Source organism: Pseudomonas sp. 18173 (genome assembly GCF_050432945.1).
GTDB lineage: Bacteria > Pseudomonadota > Gammaproteobacteria > Pseudomonadales > Pseudomonadaceae > Aquipseudomonas.
The window spans coordinates 324,929-344,216 of the sequence record NZ_JBKFTN010000004.1 but is presented as its reverse complement, the minus strand read 5'-3'; the positions used below and the strand labels follow the sequence as shown (position 1 = coordinate 344,216).

Here is a 19,288-nt window from a genome sequence, read left to right as displayed (position 1 = left end):
AATCTGCCGTCAAGCACCGATTATGGTTTTCTATCAATAACTTGCAGAAAGCACTGGAACCCCCCTTTTCTGAGCTCGATAGAGGAGCCAAAACGCTCCTTCTATATAGAAGGACTTCCTCATAGTCAGCCGCTGCCCATGACATAACCAAAAAACGAGACGATCACGCACCGACGACTGGCCGGCCACCAAAAAACAAAAAAGCACCCAAGGTGCTTTTTTGTTGCTGCCATCAGCTGGATAAAGCCGCCTCCCTGGCCCGCGCCATATGCAGCTTCTTGTAGCTGTCGATCAGCCGCAGGTGCCTGTCGAGCCCTTCCAGTTTCATGCTCGTCGGTGTCAGACCGTAGAAACGTACGCTGCCATTCACCGACCCTATCGCTGCATCCATCCGCTCGTTGCCGAACATCCGGCGGAAGTTGGCTTCGTAATCGCTCAACTCCAGATCATCGTCCAGCTGCATTTCCAGCACCACGTTCACGGCTTGATAAAACAGGCCGCGCTCGACGGTGTTGTCGTTGTATTGCAAGAACGCTTCCACCAGGTCTTTCGCCTGATCAAACTTCTGCAAGGCGAGATAAATCAGCAGCCTCAGCTCCAGGATCGTCAATTTGCCCCAAGGCGTGTTGTCGTCAAACTCGATGCCGATCAGGGTGGTGATGTCGGTGTAATCATCCAGCTCGCTGTTTTCCAGACCCTTGGCCAGCGTTCTCAGACCGACTTTGCTCAGGCTGTGCAGATTGAGGATGTCGGCGCGGAACTGCAGCGCCTTGTTGGTGTTATCCCAGATCAGATCTTCTACCGGGTAGATCTCCGAGTAATCCGGCACCAGAATGCGACAGGCCTTGGCACCGATGTGCTCATAGACTGCCATGTACACCTCTTTACCCATGTCTTCGAGAATACCGAACAAGGTTGCGGCTTCCTCAGCATTGGAGTTTTCACCCTGGCCGGAGAAATCCCACTCAACGAATTCGAAATCCGGCCTGGCACTGAAGAAACGCCACGAGACCACACCGCTGGAATCGATAAAGTGCTCCACGAAGTTGTTTGGCTCAGTCACCGCCTGACCTTCGAAGGTCGGTTGAGGCAGATCGTTCAAGCCTTCAAAACTGCGGCCTTGCAGCAGCTCCGTCAGGCTGCGCTCCAGCGCCACTTCCAGGCTTGGGTGCGCGCCGAACGAAGCGAACACGCCACCGGTACGCGGGTTCATCAAGGTGACACACATCACCGGGAATTCCCCGCCCAGCGACGCATCCTTCACCAGCACCGGGAAGCCCTGCTCTTCCAGGGCCTGGATACCCGCCAGAATGCCCGGGTACTTGGCCAGCACTTCCTGCGGCACATCCGGCAGGGCCATTTCGCCCTCGAGGATTTCGCGTTTTACCGCGCGCTCGAAAATCTCCGACAGGCACTGCACCTGCGCTTCGGCCAGCGTGTTGCCGGCGCTCATGCCATTGCTCAGGAACAGGTTTTCGATCAGGTTGGACGGGAAATACACCACCTCATCGTCCGACTGGCGCACAAACGGCAGCGAACAAATACCGCGCTGGGTGTTGCCGGAGTTGGTGTCGTACAGGTGCGAACCACGCAACTCGCCATCACGGTCGTAAACCTTCAGGCAGTATTCGTCGAGGATTTCAGTCGGCAGCTCGTCCTTCGGGCCAGGCTTGAACCAGCGCTCGTCCGGGTAATGCACAAACGCAGCGTTGGCGATGTCCTCCCCCCAGAACTGATCGTTATAGAAGAAGTTGCAGTTGAGCCGCTCGATGAACTCGCCCAGTGCCGATGCCAGCGCTCCCTCTTTGGTCGCGCCTTTACCGTTGGTAAAACACATCGGCGAGTGCGCATCGCGGATGTGCAGCGACCACACATTGGGAACGATGTTGCGCCACGAAGCGATTTCAATCTTCATGCCCAGGTCGGCGAGGATGCCCGACATGTTGGCGATGGTTTGCTCCAGCGGCAGGTCCTTGCCCACAATGTAGGTGCCCGCTTCGCCAGTCGAGTGCGGCATCAGCAACGCCTGGGCATCGGCGTCGAGGTTCTCGACCTCTTCAATGACAAACTCGGGCCCGGTCTGCACCACCTTCTTTACCGTACAACGGTCGATGGAGCGCAAGATCCCCTGGCGATCCTTGGCAGAGATGTCCGCCGGCAATTCGACCTGAATCTTGAAAATCTGGTTGTAGCGGTTTTCCGGGTCAACAATGTTGTTCTGCGACAGGCGGATATTTTCCGTGGGGATGTTGCGGGTCTCGCAATACAACTTCACGAAATACGCCGCACACAACGCCGACGAAGCCAGGAAGTAATCGAACGGCCCCGGCGCCGAGCCATCACCCTTGTAGCGAATGGGTTGATCGGCAATCACCGTGAAGTCGTCGAACTTGGCCTCAAGTCGAAGGTTGTCGAGAAAGTTGACCTTGATTTCCATGCGTGCTTACCAGAATAACGAGCTATACGATTTGGCCGCCATTATCCGGTTTTTCAGCACGGACCGTTAACTTTCCACTATTTTTCGACCAATACCACCCCGCGCTCCTCAAGCAGGCGCACAAACATCGTCAGGCTCTGCGACACCGTCCCCCTGCGCCACACCAGCCAGGTGCGCAGATAGCGGAAAGACTCCGACAACGGCCAGACACTCACCGTCGTGCACCCAGGCATGCTTTCGAGCATGCTGCGAGGCATCAGCGCCAGGCCGGCACCGGCGCTGACGCAGGCCAGCATGCCGTGATAGGACTCCATTTCGAAAATCTTGCCAGGCACCGCCGCGCCATTGGCGAACCAGCTTTCGAAATGATGCCGATAGGAGCAGTTGGAGCGGAATGCATAGATGTTTTCGCCATTCACATCCTTCGCCCGATGAATCGGGTCATGATTGAGAGGCGCAATCAAGACCATTTCCTCCTCGAAGGCCGGCACCCCCTCCAGCGCCGGGTGCAATACCGGACCATCGACAAATGCAGCGGCCAACCGCCCTGACAGCACGCCATCGATCATGGTCCCGGAAGGCCCGGTGGACAGATCCAGTTCGACCTTGGCGTGCTTCTGGTTATAGGCGGCCAATAGCTCGGGAATACGCACCGCCGCAGTACTTTCCAGCGAACCCAGGGCGAATGCTCCTTGTGGCTCTTCACCTGCCACTGTGGCGCGGGCCTCCTGGACCAGGTCGAGAATGCGTCGAGCGTAATCCAGAAAGCTCCAGCCGGCCGGCGACAGGCGCAGGCGACTCTTCTCGCGGATAAACAGGTCCACCCCCAGGTCCAGCTCAAGCTGCTTGATCCTGGTCGTGAGATTCGATGGCACCCGGTGAATATGCTGGGCGGCGACGCTGATGCTGCCGTGCTCGGCGACAGCCTTGAAAATTTCGAGCTGAACCAGATCCAAGTCTTTCTCCAAACGTGAACGTTATGCTCAGTATTATTCAGTTTCCATAAAACATATAGCCCCATAACCTGAGCGCATCCCCACCTAGCAGGACGGTGCCATGACCAACGTTTCCAGCCTTACCCATGCCATTTCGATCAACCCCACTACCGGCGAACAGATCGGCCAGTACCCTTTCGAATCCGACACAGCATTGCAGGCCACGCTGACGCGAGCCGCTACCGGGTTTCGTAGCTGGCGCAACAAACCGGTTGAACAACGCGCGCAGCTTTTGATCAACCTCGGCCAGGCCTTGCGCAACAATGCAAACGCCATGGCAAACATGATCACCCTGGAAATGGGCAAGCCGATTACCCAGGCCCGCGGTGAAATTGAAAAGTGCGCGCAGCTCTGCGAGTGGTACGCCGAACACGGCCCCGCCATGCTGAGCCCGGAACCGACCCAGGTTGAAGACGGCAAGGCACGCATTGAATATCGCCCGCTCGGCCCGATCCTCGCCGTCATGCCGTGGAACTTCCCCATCTGGCAAGTCCTGCGCGGCGCAGTCCCGACCTTGCTCGCCGGCAATACCTACGTGCTCAAGCACGCACCGAACGTCATGGGCAGCGCCTACCTGCTGCTGGAAGCGTTCAGGCAAGCGGACTTTCCGGAAGGCGTTTTCGAAGTCATCAATGTCACGCCGGAGGGTGTATCCAGGGCGATCGCCGATCCACGCATCGCGGCCGTCACCCTCACCGGTAGCGTCCGCGCGGGCATGGCCATCGGCGCTCAGGCTGGAGCGGCACTGAAAAAGTGCGTATTGGAACTGGGCGGCTCCGACCCGTTTATCGTGCTCGACGACGCGGACCTCGATGAGGCGGTAAAAGCTGCCGTGATCGGCCGCTATCAGAACACCGGACAAGTCTGCGCCGCCGCCAAACGCCTGATTGTCGAGCAAGGCGTTGTCGAGGCATTTACCCGCAAGTTCGTCGAGGCCACTCAACAACTGGTGGTCGGTGATCCATTAGCCGCCAACACTTACATCGGCCCGATGGCCCGCTTCGACCTGCGTGACGAACTGGATCAACAGGTGCGCGACACACTGGAAGAAGGCGCGACATTGCTGATGGGTGGAAAGAAGGCTGAAGGCCCTGGCAATTACTATGAGCCCACGGTACTCGGCGGCGTGACCGACCAAATGACATCATTCAAACAGGAGCTGTTTGGTCCTGTGGCTTCAATCATCACGGCCCGCGACGCAGCCCATGCGCTGGAACTGGCCAATGACAGCGAATTCGGTCTCACCGCCACCCTCTTCACGCGCAATGTCGAACTCGCCCGACAGATGGCCGGCGAACTGGAAACCGGTGGCGTGTTCATCAATGGCTATAGCGCCAGCGATCCGCGTGTCAGTTTTGGCGGCGTGAAAAAGAGTGGCTTTGGCCGGGAGCTCTCGCATTTCGGAGTGCGCGAATTCTGTAATGCACAAACGGTTTGGCTGGATCGACGCTAAGGTCAGCGTACGGACCTTTCACTGATGCGCCTGGCCTACCGGGTGCATTGCGAGGGATCAGGGCGGGAATCAACCCGCCCTGAAAGAGACGATAAAAGTATCAATCGTCCCTGTCGTCACGATCGCGATACTGACGGTGGTAGCGATCATAGTCACGACGATCATATCGACGGTTATAACCTTGATCATCGTCATTCCCCTGGTCGTATCCACGACGATAATCATGATCATAATCTCGGCCGTACCGCCCTCCGTCTTCCCAGTGAGGGCCGCAGCCCCCCAGCAAGAGCGAACCTGAAAGGGTCAAGATCATCATTACTGCGCGTTTCATTTGAACGTCCTGAATGGTCAGAGCTACAGAGACGGTTGTCACTCTCCGAGAATTTCATCCGGGCAGCATTCAACCGTAATTATGACCACTCACTAACTCAATGATTCATTTTGAAATACGGCAATCCAAAAACTGTCACCTCAGGTCGTGCAGCCGCTACCCAATGCGGTCGGTGAAACAGCCCGCTACTATCTCCATAAATGGGGCATTACACCCACCCTACCGGGGGTATATCACCTAACTTGAGGAGTATTCCCCACCCTCCCTTTCTCTGGCTCGAAACGCCCGGAAGCAGTTTGTTAAATAAGTTGAACTTTTTTCGCTCTGGTGAAATGGCTCATTAGTTGCACCCTCCCTGATACCCGCAATAGCTGTCGTCGCGGATTTCTTGAAGACGACGGGACTTGCCAGATTCGGCATGACGCGAGGGATGAAAGATGAAACGAGCAACACCACCATGCAGCTCCGTCGCCTTGCTGCTCAGGCCAAGCCTGCCCTGCCCGATGCGCCCTACCCTGCCGATGATCCTGATGTACACCTTCTGCTGCTATTACGTGTTCCCGGAAAAGTGAGGATTGGTGATGGCCTCCACTAATAAATCAATTGCCCGAATCACAACCAGGCCGATAGCCCGTTATAAGCACGTCGCTCAGTTGAGCCTGATGTTTATAGCGCTGTTGTTTGCACTGGTGTTGTCCACTGTACTGGCGATGGAGTTGACCTTTGGGTTGCTCTGACGAGTCCGGTAAAAAAAGCAAATCATCCTCCTGGCATCGGCGAACTTCGTAGTTGATAGTTATTTGCATTATTACTTAGATATTTATATGTAAATCTCAGCACCTATGGAAGAGCAGCTATTGGCAAATAGCTATTATCCATTTCCGGGACGAACGCCTGGAGCAATAGAGTGGCGTCGCCGGTGGGATTCGGCGCCTTTCCATCGATCATCTGGTCAGCGGAAATCCGCGCCTGCGAGTTCACGGATCGGGATCTGCATGGCATCACTCAGGTAAAACAGAAGGGATGCTGGTCAGCACAACTCGCACCAGAACAGGATCATGCTCGTAGCCAGGCCGCTAGTAATGATTCCGACTCCAAACATCACGCCGAGAAGCAGAGTTTTTGCCCACATGGCTCGGACCTCCGGATACCGCATTCAATAAATGCTTGAGTATGAGCACCTGAGCAAAATCCAAGCCATTTGGTATGGGTACAGTCCGGGCCAGCGATTGCACGGAAACGATCAATTCGAACCGTGAAAAATTCCCCAACAAGGGGTTATCGCCCCCCCCTACATTCGGGGCTGAGCCCCCCAAAGATCGGGGTTCCATCAGGTCCTCACAACAGGTCAATTCGTTTCCGGGCAATGCCTCCCAAGCCGGAGGGGTGATTCAGAGCGCACAGTGGTTCAATTCAACCCGGTCTGATGTTGCTCGGCGAATTGCCTGTGGAACCAGTCCGAGAGCATGGCCTTCTCGGAATAGAGTCTGTCACTTCTGTTGGCGCGCCCCGGACGCTGGAGATAGAGCTGATCCATGACCCTGGCGTCGGCCTGGCTCACGACCTGGCCATTTTGTTTGAGCACGTAATGCAGATCGATGCTCGGCCAGGTAATGTCGCGCATGAAGCGCACCTGATAGGCATTTGGCCTCCAGGGTTCGTAACGACCGGCCAGATCGATGTTGCGTATCTCAATTTGCAACTGCTGGCCGGTTGGCAGGTACCGCTGGCCAAGCTTCTGGATGTAGCTGCGCAGCTCTTTCATGACATAAGCGTCGGCACCACGCTCATAGCCGGGGCTATCCAGGCTGGCATCGCTGAATTTCTCGGGATTCTTGAAGACGACTTCGACCGAAGACGCTGCGTTGGCAAGTGGCACCATAAACAGCGCCAGCAGTGCGATCGAGGTGTGAACGGCAATTGAGCGCATGGCTCACCTCCAGATGCAGCGTATTTCAAGGCATGCTGCACCGCGTTTATTTTACGCCTGAGGTGCATGTCAGGGCACTGACGTGCTCTGAGCTGAAGGATTGGCACTACATCGCAAACAGGCGGCCACTGAGCAGTTTTTTTCATTCCGGTGACATGTTTTTCACGAAACGCTCACAGAATGGAGCGCAGATTGAGCTGACAAAAGGATTTGACCCCAAACAAAAAGCCCGCCAGTGAGCGGGTTTTTTGTTGCCTGCCAGGCTTGTCCTCAATTAAGGAGAGTCAAGCCATGCCGCCCAACGACCCCGCCCCTTTCCTGATCTGCAAACTCAACGAAAACCAACTCGCACTGCGCTTACCGCATGTGGAAAATCATGCCGCTTCAATTTAGGGGGTCGATAAAAGCCATCACCTGGTTGGCCTGCGTGTACTGTTACCAGGGGTCGCGGTAAGGCTGAAAACTTCACTTGCTCCTCTGCACCCACCCAACCAGCATCAAAGTGCACCCTGAGACAAGAAAGGCAAAAGCCAGGTAACCGACCCTATCCCCCCTGAGCAGATGGTTCAGGCAAACGCCGAGTCCAACAATTGCTATTGGGACCCCGGTGACGAACACAGCGTTTCGAGAAGCCTTGTACATCAACGTTCCCCCCCACTCAAAATCCACTGCATTAAAGCATAAGCCTGCCGGTGAATGGCGGCCGAGGAATTGGCATGTCTGGAATGGAACGAATCATTGAAGCCTTGACGACACCAACGCGCCGGCCGCCGAGGTCATTACGCTCGACCGAAACATTCCCGAGAATGATCGATACCAACTCGGCATTCTGATCGACGGAACTACGCTGGTGGCACTCAGCTGGACTTTAGCTGCTGCGCCTCCAAACTTCCCCATGAACCAGGTCAAGCTGCTTCGCGACGAAAATCCAAAGCACCATCAATTCAGGCAACGCCGGCCTTGCGTAGCTGCCGAGTCTTCTCTTCTCCAACCCCCAACCTTTTTGCCAACATCGACCAGCGCCTTGTCACGGGTGCCACCCTGCGTGTTCGTGCGAGTATCGCGGGAGTCAATGTTCGGCAGCTCCCACGACAACAAGCTGAAGCTCGCGCCGCGGCTGGAGAACTCATCAAGATTGCACTCGCAGTGATCATGTCTCAAGACACATTCTAATTAACACCAAGCTGATGCACTCCGGCCTTCTCCACTTGAGAGGTATGCATATAGCGCCTTTCAATAAACATGAAAGACGCTGTAGCAACCGCCGTAGAAAAACATAGAGTCAAGCCAGCCAGAAACGCAAAATCAACAATAGAAAAATATCCAACATCCGACACATACAAATGAATTGCGCCGAACACCAAAAACAAAACCATGCAGTGAAGCAGGTAAAAGCTATAGCTGACAGACCCCATAGCTACAAACACACCAAAAGACAACACTTTAGGTCGAGACACTGTCAATGCAACGAACAACACAAATACAGTCACCCATTGTTCAAACCCATATATTGTCTTTTGCCCGACCCGGCAAAACATAAAAATCAATGCAAACAGCGCAATAACTCCAGCAATATTTCTAATGTGCCGTCCAAACTGATTCGACGCAATAAAAAAACTGAACGCTCCTGGGATAAAGAATGACCAAGAGCTTAAACCTGTGAGCCAAAGATCAGCAATTGCAAACCCAACAATGGCTACCAACGTCGCCCTCAGGGATTTTTTTGCTGCAATATAGAGAATCGGTAAAATCAAATAAAACTTCCATTCGATACCCAACGTCCAAGCCACGCCAATTAGTCGACGAAAATCGAAGTCATTGATGACCGGCAAAGGAACCAGCTTGAACGCAAAAACTGCTGGGAGAGACTTAACTATTTCAACGGGTGCCTGGACAATCGGCCAGGAAAACCACGTTGCGACAGCCAGCGCCAGCACCGCTGCTGCAATATACGCGGGCACTGTCCTGCGCACGCGCTTCTCGTAAAACTCTGTCCAGTCAACCTTATTTTGTGAAAGAGCTTTCCCCGCAAACAAGAAACCCGTAATGCAGAAAAATAATTGGACGCCAAAGGCGCCGAACAAGGAGGGAATGTTAGAAGCAATGGGATCGTAAACAAAAGCCTTCGGCACTATCGCCAAATTAGTGAGTACATACGGCGCATGATTCATCGCTACGAGCGCTGCCGCTACCCCTCGCAGGCCGTCAATCCATTTTGTTTGTAAGTGCCCTTCAGGCACAAGAGAAGGAATACGCCGAGACAATAAAAACATCGGTGCAAATACAAAGGGTAGGAGAAACATAAGCAACATCCAGACGTCCGGAGATTGCATAACAAATATCGGTTCCATCACGAACGACCTTGAAAAATTCGCCGAACCATAACAGAAGAAGGTACCAAACCTCTACATCATCAAGGGCAACCTATCCCCAAAATCACGGACAGACGTTCATGACATAACGCTTGCCGTACCTATGCGGCATCGGCATTGGCGATCAGGACGAGATCCGCCTGCCGGTTCACTTCATCTCCAGCGATGATCGCTTCGTCGCAGCCGGACTGCCACATCCAGGCGTTGACGGCACCAACCCCAATCAAAGCCAGTGCAACACCTATATACGAGGAGCTGTAGCAGTGCTTGCTGGCTCAGCCATTGGAGTCTGCGAGGGGAATACGAGGACCTATTGAGGGAGCCTGAATCAATGGCCGCCGGTTGGCGGAAAAACGCAACACGGAGCAGCAATGATTCAGAAACAAAAAGGCCCGACGCAATGGCCGGGCCTTTTTGAAATTTTGATCACACTCGGCTTTGGCAGCCTGGACGCGAAGTATCAATGATCAAATCACCTTCAACCCTGAAACCGATCATTCCGAAGAGGAACGAGTGGTTCAACTGGCTCATCACAACATCGGTAAGACCTACCGCGCACTCATCCTTCTGGATGGCGTGATCCATAGCGGTTTTCATGTTTGGAATTCCGGTAGGGAAGATGATTACCGGATAGTTGTCTTCACCTGTTACTCGAGCACCTTTGACGAACTTTGAGGAATTGATATTGTAATTTTTGGTACTCGCCACCGTCATATCGGCTACGCGAACGGTACAACCTGATGCAAGCACGGCGGCAACGAGAACAGCTAGTGCAGCTTTTTTCATGATTCCCTCCCAATTAAGGGCGCGGAATATATCAAAATGACATCACCAACACAAAAATCCGGCGCAGTCGCTGGGCTCGGGGTTTTATGTGCGTTTCGCATTACTTGTGCGACCTCAGCGAAACACAGCCCAAGCCGGTCAACATGCGGGAATCAGCTATCAGCCGGCGCGCCAGAATTCATGACGAAGAGTGGGCGAGAAGTTGAGGACGCCCAAGTCGAGCAGATCGCCGCGAAGTACCGGATCGAGAATTGGCCGACGGCTGTTCAAGCTTGTCGCTCCAGATCGAAACCTGGAGGGAGCGGAAGGGTTCGAACCATCCAGTTACGTGCTTGCGAATCGAAGCATGATACCGCCCACACAAAGACACGTAATTGCCTTGAAGATGGCATACCCAGGCCCACCGCACTCGACGTAGAGGTATATCGAAGAGACAAGGAAAAGGGTTGATGCAATCAGGATGAACATCGATATCCCGCGCTGAACTCGAATTCTCTGTTTATTGCGATAGACGTACATCTAGCCCTCCTTGGGATTTGCAGCTCCAACCACAACAATACCTTCCGCTGCGTATCCGGTCACACAGGGCGGCGCCTTCCTTTAGATCGTCTTTTCACCCGACCCAAAAGGACCCGCGGTGAGCAACACCCGATGCCAGCGCTGACGATTCTGAAATGAAGACAAGTGTGAGCGACAAGACCAAGGTCACTGGAAAGTCACTATGGCAGATACGACAAAGCCGCTCGAAAGCGGCTAAGTCATTGAAAAATATGGTCGGGACGGAGTGATTCGAACACTCGACCCCTAGCACCCCATGCTAGTGCGCTACCGGACTGCGCTACGCCCCGACTAGGCGTGAAACTTGTTCCTCATCTCGAGGAACGCTCAAGAATATATCGCAAGCTTTTGAAAACTGGAAGTATTTAAAAGCATGAATTTATTTCTTGAGCACCACCAGAACATCTTCAAGCTCGGCGATCATCTGGCGGATCATTTGTTTGTACTGGGTTGTGTCGTCTTTGGCTTCATCGCCAGACAAGCGCAGGCGCGCTCCGCCGATGGTGAACCCCTGATCGTAAAGAAGCGCGCGGATCTGCCGGATCATCAGCACGTCCTGGCGCTGATAATACCGGCGGTTTCCGCGGCGTTTGACAGGGTTGAGTTGAGGAAACTCCTGCTCCCAGTAGCGCAGCACGTGTGGTTTGACCGCACACAGCTCGCTGACTTCACCAATGGTGAAGTAGCGTTTGCCCGGGATGACGGGGAGCTCGTCGTTATGACTTGGTTCCAGCATAAGCCTCAACTCGGGCCTTCAACTTCTGCCCTGGACGAAAGGTGACCACACGGCGAGCCGTGATCGGGATTTCTTCCCCCGTTTTCGGATTGCGGCCAGGCCGCTGGCGTTTGTCCCGAAGGTCGAAATTGCCGAAACCGGACAATTTGACTTGTTCGTTGTCTTCGAGAGCGTGCCTGATTTCTTCAAAAAACAGTTCGACCAATTCCTTGGCCTCCCGTTTATTCAGGCCCAGCTCCTCATACAGACGTTCCGCCATCTCAGCTTTCGTCAGAGCCCCCATACGTCACTTCCTTAACGTGGCGTTCAACCTTTGTTCGAGCGAGGTGAGGATGTTTTGCGTTGCGGTATTCACCTCATCGTCATTAAGAGTGCGCGATGGATGCTGCCAGGTCAAGCCGACTGCGAGGCTTTTTCTATCAGGATCAATGCCTTTACCCTGATACACGTCAAATAGCCTGAGGTCTGTCAGCCATTCGCCTGCATTTTCACGGATTACGTCCAGTACAGCCGTGGCTGCAACGTCTTTGTGCGCAATCAGTGCAAGGTCACGACGCACTTCAGGAAAGCGCGATAACTCGTGGAATTTCGGCATTTTGCCCGACGCGACTTCCGCCAGAACCAGTTCGAAGACGAAGACCGGACGGTCGAGACCGAGGGTTTTCGACAGTTCCGGGTGGATCGCGCCCATGAAGCCGACCAGGCGACCATCACGTTCGATGCGCGCGGTTTGGCCCGGGTGCAACGCCGGGTGTTTGCCTGGCACAAAAGTGAACGCGTCCAGAGCACCAGCGAAGCCCAGCACCGCTTCGACATCAGCCTTGACGTCGAAGAAATCGACGGTATCGCGACCCTGTGCCCAGCCTTCCGGCAGACGGCTGCCACACACCACACCGGCCAGCATCGGCTCTTGCTTCAGGCCTTCGAGCTGGCCAACGAAACGCAGGCCGCTTTCAAACAGACGCACGCGATCCTGCTGACGGTTCAGGTTGTGCTGAAGCGCCTTGACCAGGCCCGGCCACAACGACGAACGCATGGCGGCCATGTCGTTGGAGATCGGATTGGCCAGCAGCAACGGTTCTACACCCGGATTAAACAGTTCGAACTGTTTCGGATCGATGAAGCTGTAGGTAATTGCTTCCTGGTAACCACGGGCCACCAGCAGACGACGCAGTTCAGGCAGATCGCTGCGCGCTTCGGCCTTGGCTTGTGGCGCCAGACGGGCTTGCGGGTAGCGAACCGGCAGACGGTTGTAACCGTAAAGGCGTGCCAGTTCTTCGATCAGGTCGACTTCCAGGCTGATATCAAAACGGAAGCTCGGCACTTCAACGCGCCACTGCCCTGCCCCATCGGCAGTAATGGTCAGACCCAAAGCGCTGAGCAGACGCTCGACTTCGGCCGAATCCATTTCCATGCCCAGCATCTGGGTGATGCGTTGGGCGCGCAGGGTGATCGGCGCGATCGACGGCAAGTGTTGTTCGCTGACGGTTTCGACGATCGGGCCCGCTTCGCCACCGGTGATGTCCAGCAGCAGGCCAGTGGCACGCTCCATGGCTTCACGGGCCAGCTTCCAGTCCACGCCACGCTCGTAGCGATGCGAGGCGTCGGTGTGCAGGCCATAGGAGCGGGCCTTGCCTGCGACGGCGATCTGGTCGAAGAAAGCGCTTTCAAGGAACACATCACGCGTGGTCGCGGAAACACCGCTGTGCTCGCCACCCATGACACCGGCAATCGCCAGAGCGCGGGAATGGTCGGCAATCACCAGCGTATCGTTACGCAGGCTGACTTCCTGACCGTCGAGCAACACCAGCTTCTCGCCGTCTTCGGCCATGCGCACACGGATGCCACCGTTGATTTCGGCGAGATCGAAGGCGTGCAGCGGTTGACCCAGTTCCAGCATCACGTAGTTGGTGATGTCGACGGCAGCATCGATGCTGCGCACATCTGCACGACGCAGGCGCTCAACCATCCACAGTGGTGTAGGTCGGGACAGGTCGACGTTACGAATCACACGGCCCAGGTAGCGCGGGCACGCGGCGGGCGCCAGCACTTCTACCGAACGCACTTCGTCGTGCGCGGCAGGCACCGCAGCCACCGCCGGACGCACCACCGGAGCGGCGTACAGCGCGCCGACTTCACGCGCCAAACCGGCGAGGGACAGGCAGTCGCCACGGTTCGGGGTCAGGTCGACCTCGATGCTGGCATCTTCCAGATCCAGATAAACACGGAAGTCTTCGCCCACCGGCGCATCGGCCGGCAGCTCCATCAGACCGTCATTACCTTCACCGACCTGCAGCTCGGTTTGCGAGCACAGCATGCCGTTGGATTCAACACCACGCAGCTTGGCCTTCTTGATCTTGAAGTCACCTGGCAGCTCGGCGCCGATCATGGCGAAAGGAATCTTCAGGCCCGGGCGCACGTTTGGCGCTCCGCAAACAACCTGGAAGGTTTCCGAACCGTTGCTGACCTGGCACACGCGCAGCTTGTCGGCGTCCGGGTGCTGCTCGGTGCTCAGCACCTCGCCAACGACCACGCCACTGAAAACACCGGCGGCCGGCGTAACGCTATCGACCTCAAGACCGGCCATCGACAGACGAGCAACCAGCTCGTCGCGACTTACCTGCGGGCTAACCCAGCCACGCAGCCATTGTTCACTGAATTTCATCCTGCTCTCCTAAGAATTCGTTACGACTAGCGAAATTGCGCGAGGAACCGCAAGTCGTTGTCGAAGAACAGACGCAAGTCGTTCACGCCGTAACGCAGCATGGCCAGACGCTCAACACCCATGCCGAAGGCAAAGCCCGAGAATTCTTCCGGGTCGATACCGGACATGCGCAGCACGTTCGGGTGAACCATGCCGCAGCCCATCACTTCCAGCCAGCCGGTCTGCTTGCAGACGCGGCAGCCTTTACCGCTGCACATCACGCATTCCATGTCGACTTCAGCGGAAGGCTCGGTGAACGGGAAGTACGAAGGACGGAAACGTACGGCCAGTTCTTTTTCGAAGAACACCCGCAGGAATTCTTCGATGGTGCCTTTGAGATCGGCGAAATTGATGTCGCGATCGACCAGCAGGCCTTCGACCTGGTGGAACATCGGCGAGTGGGTAATATCGGAGTCGCTACGGTATACGCGGCCTGGGCAGACGATGCGGATCGGCGGCTGCTTCGACTCCATGGTGCGGACCTGTACCGGCGAGGTATGGGTGCGCAACAGCATGTTCGCATTGAAATAGAAGGTGTCATGCATCGACCGGGCCGGGTGATGGCCTGGGATGTTGAGCGCTTCGAAGTTGTGATAGTCGTCTTCGACCTCAGGGCCTTCGGCGATGCCGTAGCCAATGCGGGTGAAGAACTGTTCGACGCGTTCCAGAGTGCGGGTGACCGGATGCAGACCACCGGAGGTCTGACCACGGCCAGGCAGGGTCACGTCAATGGACTCGGCGGAGAGTTTGGCAGCCAGGTCGGCTTCTTCAAACAATGCCTTGCGCGCATTAAGGACCTCTGTGACACGCTCCTTGGCGACGTTGATCAGCGCACCGACCTGCGGACGCTCTTCTGCCGGCAAATTCCCCAGGGTCTTCATCACCTGAGTCAATTCACCCTTCTTGCCAAGGTAGTGAACCCGGATTTGCTCCAGGGCATTGATATCTTCAGCGCTTTGCACAGCCTCTAGAGCTTGAGAGACGAGCGCGTCCAGGTTTTCCATGTACAGACTCCAGATACAAAATAGGGGAAGAGCTTGAAGGCTCTTCCCCTATTTATGACGTTTAACACCTGACCCCACAGATGCGAGGCCGGGTGACTGTCGGGGGTACTTAAGCCAAGGTGGCTTTAGCTTTCTCGACAATCGCAGCAAACGCCGCTTTTTCGTTCACTGCCAGATCAGCCAGAACCTTACGGTCGATCTCGATGGACGCTTTTTTCAGGCCGGCGATGAAACGGCTGTAGGACAGACCGTTGATACGAGCACCAGCGTTGATACGAGCGATCCACAGAGCGCGGAACTGACGTTTTTTCTGACGACGGTCACGGTAGGCGTATTGGCCTGCCTTGATTACCGCTTGCTTGGCAACACGGAATACGCGCGAGCGAGCGCCGTAGTAGCCTTTAGCAAGTTTCAGAATTTTTTTGTGACGCTTACGGGCAATGACGCCACGCTTTACACGAGCCATGAGTTACTTCCTCTATTCTTGACTAAAATTAACGAAGGCGCAGCATGCGCTCGACTTTTGCCACGTCAGACGGATGCAGCAAGCTGCTACCGCGCAGTTGACGCTTACGCTTGGTCGACATTTTGGTCAGGATGTGGCTCTTGAAAGCGTGCTTGTGCTTGATACCGTTAGCAGTTTTCAGAAACCGCTTAGCAGCACCACTTTTGGTCTTCATTTTTGGCATGTTCGGATACTCCGCATTCAGTTGATAAACATAATCAGAAGGCCTGCCGTGCCCTGTTGATTACTTCTTCTTTTTCGGGGCGATGACCATGATCAGCTGGCGTCCTTCCATCTTAGGATGCTGTTCGACCGAACCGTACTCGAGCAAGTCACCTTCAACTCGCTTGAGGAGTTCCATCCCCAGCTCCTGGTGGGCCATCTCACGGCCGCGGAATCGCAAGGATACCTTGGCCCTGTCCCCGTCACTCAGGAAACGTACCAGGTTGCGCAGTTTTACCTGGTAATCCCCTTCCTCCGTCCCTGGACGAAACTTGATTTCTTTAACCTGAATCTGCTTCTGGTTTTTCTTGGCCGCAGCAATCTGCTTCTTCTTTTCGAAGATCGATTTGCCGTAGTCCATCAGTTTGCAAACAGGTGGTACTGCATCGGCGGAAATCTCCACCAGATCCAGTTTGGCCTCTTCAGCCTTAAGAAGCGCGTCTTCGATTGACACAATCCCGAGCTGTTCACCTTCAGCCCCAATTAACCGAACCTCGCGTGCCGAGATATTCTCGTTGATCGGGGCTTTCGGTGCAGTTCGTTTATCTTGTCTCATTTCACGCTTAATAATAATTACTCCGAATCTTGGCGACCACGCCGGGAAACCGCTTGAGCGAGGAACTCAGCGAACTGGGCGACGGGCATCGAGCCCAGGTCAGCACCTTCACGAGTACGCACAGCGACAGTCTGCATCTCGACCTCCCGATCTCCGATAACCAAGAGATAAGGAACCTTGAGCAAAGTATGCTCGCGGATTTTAAAGCCGATCTTTTCATTTCTCAAGTCAGACTTGGCACGAAACCCGCTTTCGTTGAGAGTTTTTTCGACTTCGGCGGCAAAATCAGCCTGTTTATCAGTGATATTCATCACCACTGCCTGGGTCGGAGCCAGCCACGCCGGGAATGCACCCTCGTAGTTCTCGATCAGAATTCCGACGAAACGCTCGAAAGACCCCAGGATCGCCCGGTGCAGCATGACCGGGTGCTTGCGACTGTTGTCTTCGGAGACGTATTCGGCTCCCAGACGGACAGGCAGGTTAAAATCGAGCTGCAGGGTACCACATTGCCAGACGCGACCGAGGCAATCTTTCAGCGAGAACTCGATCTTCGGACCGTAGAACGCACCCTCGCCCGGCTGCAGATCGTACGGCAAGCCCGCACTATCAAGGGCTGCGGCCAGTGCAGCTTCGGCGCGATCCCAAAGCTCATCCGAACCGACGCGTTTTTCCGGACGAGTGGACAGTTTCATTTCGACTTCTTTAAAGCCGAAGTCGGCGTAGACGTCCATGGTCAGCTTGATGAACGCAGCGGACTCGGCCTGCATCTGCTCTTCGGTGCAGAAGATGTGGGCGTCGTCTTGAGTGAATGCACGCACGCGCATGATGCCGTGCAAGGCACCCGATGGCTCGTTACGGTGGCAGGCACCGAACTCGGCCAGGCGCATCGGCAACTCGCGGTAGCTTTTCAGGCCCTGGTTGAACACCTGCACGTGGCACGGGCAGTTCATTGGCTTGATCGCGTAGTCGCGGTTTTCCGACTGCGTGGTGAACATGTTGTCGGCGTAGTTGGCCCAGTGCCCGGATTTCTCCCACAGGCTGCGGTCAACGACTTGCGGCGTCTTGATCTCGAGATAGCCGTTGTCGCGCTGAACCTTGCGCATGTACTGCTCGAGCACCTGGTACAAAGTCCAGCCATTGGGGTGCCAGAACACCATGCCTGGCGACTCTTCCTGGGTGTGGAACAGGCCCAGGCGCTTGCCGATCTTGCGGTGATCGCGTTTTTCGGCTTCTTCAATGCGCTGGATGTAAGCCGCCAGTTGCTTCTTGTCCGCCCAAGCGGTGCCGTAGACGCGCTGCAATTGCTCGTTCTTGGCATCGCCGCGCCAGTAGGCGCCGGACAGCTTGGTCAGCTTGAAGGATTTCAGGAAGCGCGTGTTCGGCACGTGCGGACCGCGGCACATGTCGACGTATTCTTCGTGATAGTACAGGCCCATGGCCTGCTCGTTCGGCATGTCCTCGACCAGGCGCAACTTGTAGTCTTCGCCACGGGCCTTGAACACTTCGATCACTTCGGCGCGCGGAGTGACTTTCTTGATCACGTCGTAATCTTTCTCGATCAGCTGCTGCATGCGCTGTTCGATGGCCGCCAGGTCGTCCGGGGTGAAAGGACGCTCGAAGGCGATGTCGTAATAGAAACCTTCGTCGATGACCGGACCGATGACCATTTTGGCGGTCGGGTACAGCTGCTTGACCGCGTGGCCAACCAGGTGGGCGCAAGAGTGGCGAATGATCTCCAGCCCCTCTTCATCCTTTGGCGTGATGATTTGCAGCGACGCGTCGCTGTCGATGATGTCGCTGGCGTCGACCAGCTTGCCATTGACCTTGCCGGCAACGGTGGCCTTGGCCAGGCCTGCACCGATGGATGCGGCGACCTCGGCTACGGAAACCGGGTGGTCGAATGAACGTTGACTGCCGTCGGGAAGAGTAATAGTTGGCATGGCGCCTCCTCTCCTAGTGGTGACCCCTACCAAAGGTCACGTGGGTTGGGATGAGCCAGTACAAGATCCGGTCCAGGCCATTCAATGACGAACGCCTGCCTTACAGCGGCAGGAGCCTTGCGGCCAACCGGAAAACCGAACCAGAGTGACTGGGATTCAAATCAGGGTTAATCGCGCATCTGCCGCTACCGGGACCAACGGTCCGCCAGAGCCTGCAAACGCCCGAGCCAGGCATGCTATCACAGATGAGCGGTTATCGACCTGCACGCATTCAGGCCGTGAAGATTTCCTCACTTTCCAGGGTGCAAAGTGAACTTGAGATGTACGACTAACCTCAAATTGACTGAGAATCGCCACAGATACCGACCCCAAGGAGTTCACGTCATGCGCCTTAACCGTCTTTTTGCAATTGCCGCCCCACTTGCCCTGCTGCTGCCACTGAGCGCGCACGCAGCCTGGCCAGCGGGCCTGAAAGCCAAGTACATGACAGATTGCTCTGCGGCTGCCAGCAAAAGCATCAACCCGTCCGAAGCACAGAAACACTGCGCGTGCGGCGCCGACGTCCTGGAGAAGAAATTCACCACACAGGAAATCGCACAGCTGATGGACCCGAAAACACCGCCATCAACCGAATTGGGTCAGCGCGCACTGACCGAAATCTCCGTGTGCAAAGCCCAGAAATAACCCGTCGAAGTGGCAATCCTGAAGCTCTCGAAGGCCAAAAACAGCCAAAAAACCACTGATTCACATAATTTACGC

Annotated in this window: 17 protein-coding genes and 1 tRNA gene; 3 read left to right on the top strand and 15 right to left on the bottom strand. The window is 55.5% G+C overall.

The features are described from left to right. Window positions 1-232: 232 nt before the first annotated feature. Complete coding sequence (locus ACLD1X_RS07065) at window positions 233-2,437, bottom strand: OsmC domain/YcaO domain-containing protein (RefSeq protein ID WP_429366703.1); 2,205 nt, start codon at window positions 2,435-2,437, stop codon at window positions 233-235. A gap of 77 nt (window positions 2,438-2,514) precedes the next feature. Continuing rightward, a complete protein-coding gene (gene ptrR / locus ACLD1X_RS07060; protein ID WP_057396399.1) occupies window positions 2,515-3,393 on the bottom strand; it encodes a putrescine utilization regulator PtrR in 879 nt (292 codons plus the stop codon). A gap of 100 nt (window positions 3,394-3,493) precedes the next feature. On the opposite strand from ptrR, the gene ACLD1X_RS07055 reads away from it, so the two are divergent. Then, window positions 3,494-4,885 carry an aldehyde dehydrogenase family protein gene (locus ACLD1X_RS07055; RefSeq protein WP_429366702.1) on the top strand — a complete coding sequence of 464 codons (1,392 nt, stop codon included), beginning with the start codon at window positions 3,494-3,496 and terminating at the stop codon, window positions 4,883-4,885. Between the two features lie 100 nt (window positions 4,886-4,985). Here the strand turns inward: ACLD1X_RS07055 and ACLD1X_RS07050 are convergent, their stop codons facing one another. Continuing rightward, on the bottom strand, window positions 4,986-5,216 hold the full coding sequence (locus ACLD1X_RS07050; protein ID WP_429366701.1) for a hypothetical protein: 231 nt from the start codon (window positions 5,214-5,216) through the stop codon (window positions 4,986-4,988). Between the two features lie 437 nt (window positions 5,217-5,653). Between ACLD1X_RS07050 and ACLD1X_RS07045 the strand changes: the two genes are divergently transcribed. Then, window positions 5,654-5,788: a hypothetical protein gene (locus ACLD1X_RS07045; protein ID WP_429366700.1), complete on the top strand. Its 135-nt coding sequence runs from the start codon at window positions 5,654-5,656 to the stop codon at window positions 5,786-5,788. An 836-nt stretch (window positions 5,789-6,624) separates the two neighbouring features. Here the strand turns inward: ACLD1X_RS07045 and ACLD1X_RS07040 are convergent. The 12 genes from ACLD1X_RS07040 to thrS form a co-directional block, all read right to left on the bottom strand. Continuing rightward, a complete protein-coding gene (locus ACLD1X_RS07040; protein ID WP_429366699.1) occupies window positions 6,625-7,146 on the bottom strand; it encodes a DUF3016 domain-containing protein in 522 nt (173 codons plus the stop codon). A gap of 1,169 nt (window positions 7,147-8,315) precedes the next feature. Further along, the gene (locus tag ACLD1X_RS07035) at window positions 8,316-9,497 is read right to left on the bottom strand and encodes an acyltransferase family protein (protein WP_429366698.1); all 1,182 of its coding nucleotides are present in this window, start codon (window positions 9,495-9,497) and stop codon (window positions 8,316-8,318) included. A gap of 447 nt (window positions 9,498-9,944) precedes the next feature. Next, the gene (locus tag ACLD1X_RS07030; RefSeq protein ID WP_429366697.1) at window positions 9,945-10,304 is read right to left on the bottom strand and encodes a hypothetical protein; all 360 of its coding nucleotides are present in this window, start codon (window positions 10,302-10,304) and stop codon (window positions 9,945-9,947) included. Window positions 10,305-11,075: 771 nt separating this feature from the next. Then, window positions 11,076-11,152: transfer RNA gene (locus ACLD1X_RS07025), tRNA-Pro, on the bottom strand. An 89-nt stretch (window positions 11,153-11,241) separates the two neighbouring features. Further along, on the bottom strand, window positions 11,242-11,598 hold the full coding sequence (locus ACLD1X_RS07020) for a MerR family transcriptional regulator (protein ID WP_003179985.1): 357 nt from the start codon (window positions 11,596-11,598) through the stop codon (window positions 11,242-11,244). Then, window positions 11,579-11,881, bottom strand: coding sequence for an integration host factor subunit alpha (gene ihfA, locus ACLD1X_RS07015; protein WP_002553164.1), 303 nt, complete (start codon window positions 11,879-11,881; stop codon window positions 11,579-11,581). The genes ACLD1X_RS07020 and ihfA overlap by 20 nt, the downstream gene beginning before the upstream one ends. 3 nt (window positions 11,882-11,884) lie before the next feature. Then, window positions 11,885-14,263 (bottom strand): phenylalanine--tRNA ligase subunit beta, encoded by a 2,379-nt coding sequence (gene pheT / locus ACLD1X_RS07010; RefSeq protein WP_429366696.1) that lies wholly within the window; start codon window positions 14,261-14,263, stop codon window positions 11,885-11,887. 26 nt (window positions 14,264-14,289) lie between these two features. Then, window positions 14,290-15,306 carry a phenylalanine--tRNA ligase subunit alpha gene (gene pheS, locus ACLD1X_RS07005; RefSeq protein ID WP_007992477.1) on the bottom strand — a complete coding sequence of 339 codons (1,017 nt, stop codon included), beginning with the start codon at window positions 15,304-15,306 and terminating at the stop codon, window positions 14,290-14,292. Window positions 15,307-15,415: 109 nt separating this feature from the next. Continuing rightward, complete coding sequence (gene rplT / locus ACLD1X_RS07000) at window positions 15,416-15,772, bottom strand: 50S ribosomal protein L20 (protein WP_007905879.1); 357 nt, start codon at window positions 15,770-15,772, stop codon at window positions 15,416-15,418. A 28-nt stretch (window positions 15,773-15,800) separates the two neighbouring features. Then, complete coding sequence (rpmI, locus tag ACLD1X_RS06995; protein ID WP_002553160.1) at window positions 15,801-15,995, bottom strand: 50S ribosomal protein L35; 195 nt, start codon at window positions 15,993-15,995, stop codon at window positions 15,801-15,803. A gap of 60 nt (window positions 15,996-16,055) precedes the next feature. Beyond that, window positions 16,056-16,607: a translation initiation factor IF-3 gene (gene infC, locus ACLD1X_RS06990; protein ID WP_172435703.1), complete on the bottom strand. Its 552-nt coding sequence runs from the start codon at window positions 16,605-16,607 to the stop codon at window positions 16,056-16,058. Next, the gene (gene thrS, locus ACLD1X_RS06985) at window positions 16,607-18,529 is read right to left on the bottom strand and encodes a threonine--tRNA ligase (protein WP_429366695.1); all 1,923 of its coding nucleotides are present in this window, start codon (window positions 18,527-18,529) and stop codon (window positions 16,607-16,609) included. The genes infC and thrS overlap by 1 nt, the downstream gene beginning before the upstream one ends. A gap of 384 nt (window positions 18,530-18,913) precedes the next feature. Here thrS and ACLD1X_RS06980 point away from each other — a divergent pair, with 384 nt between their 5' ends. Then, a complete protein-coding gene (locus tag ACLD1X_RS06980) occupies window positions 18,914-19,213 on the top strand; it encodes a hypothetical protein (RefSeq protein WP_429366694.1) in 300 nt (99 codons plus the stop codon). The last annotated feature ends 75 nt before the right edge of the window (window positions 19,214-19,288 follow it).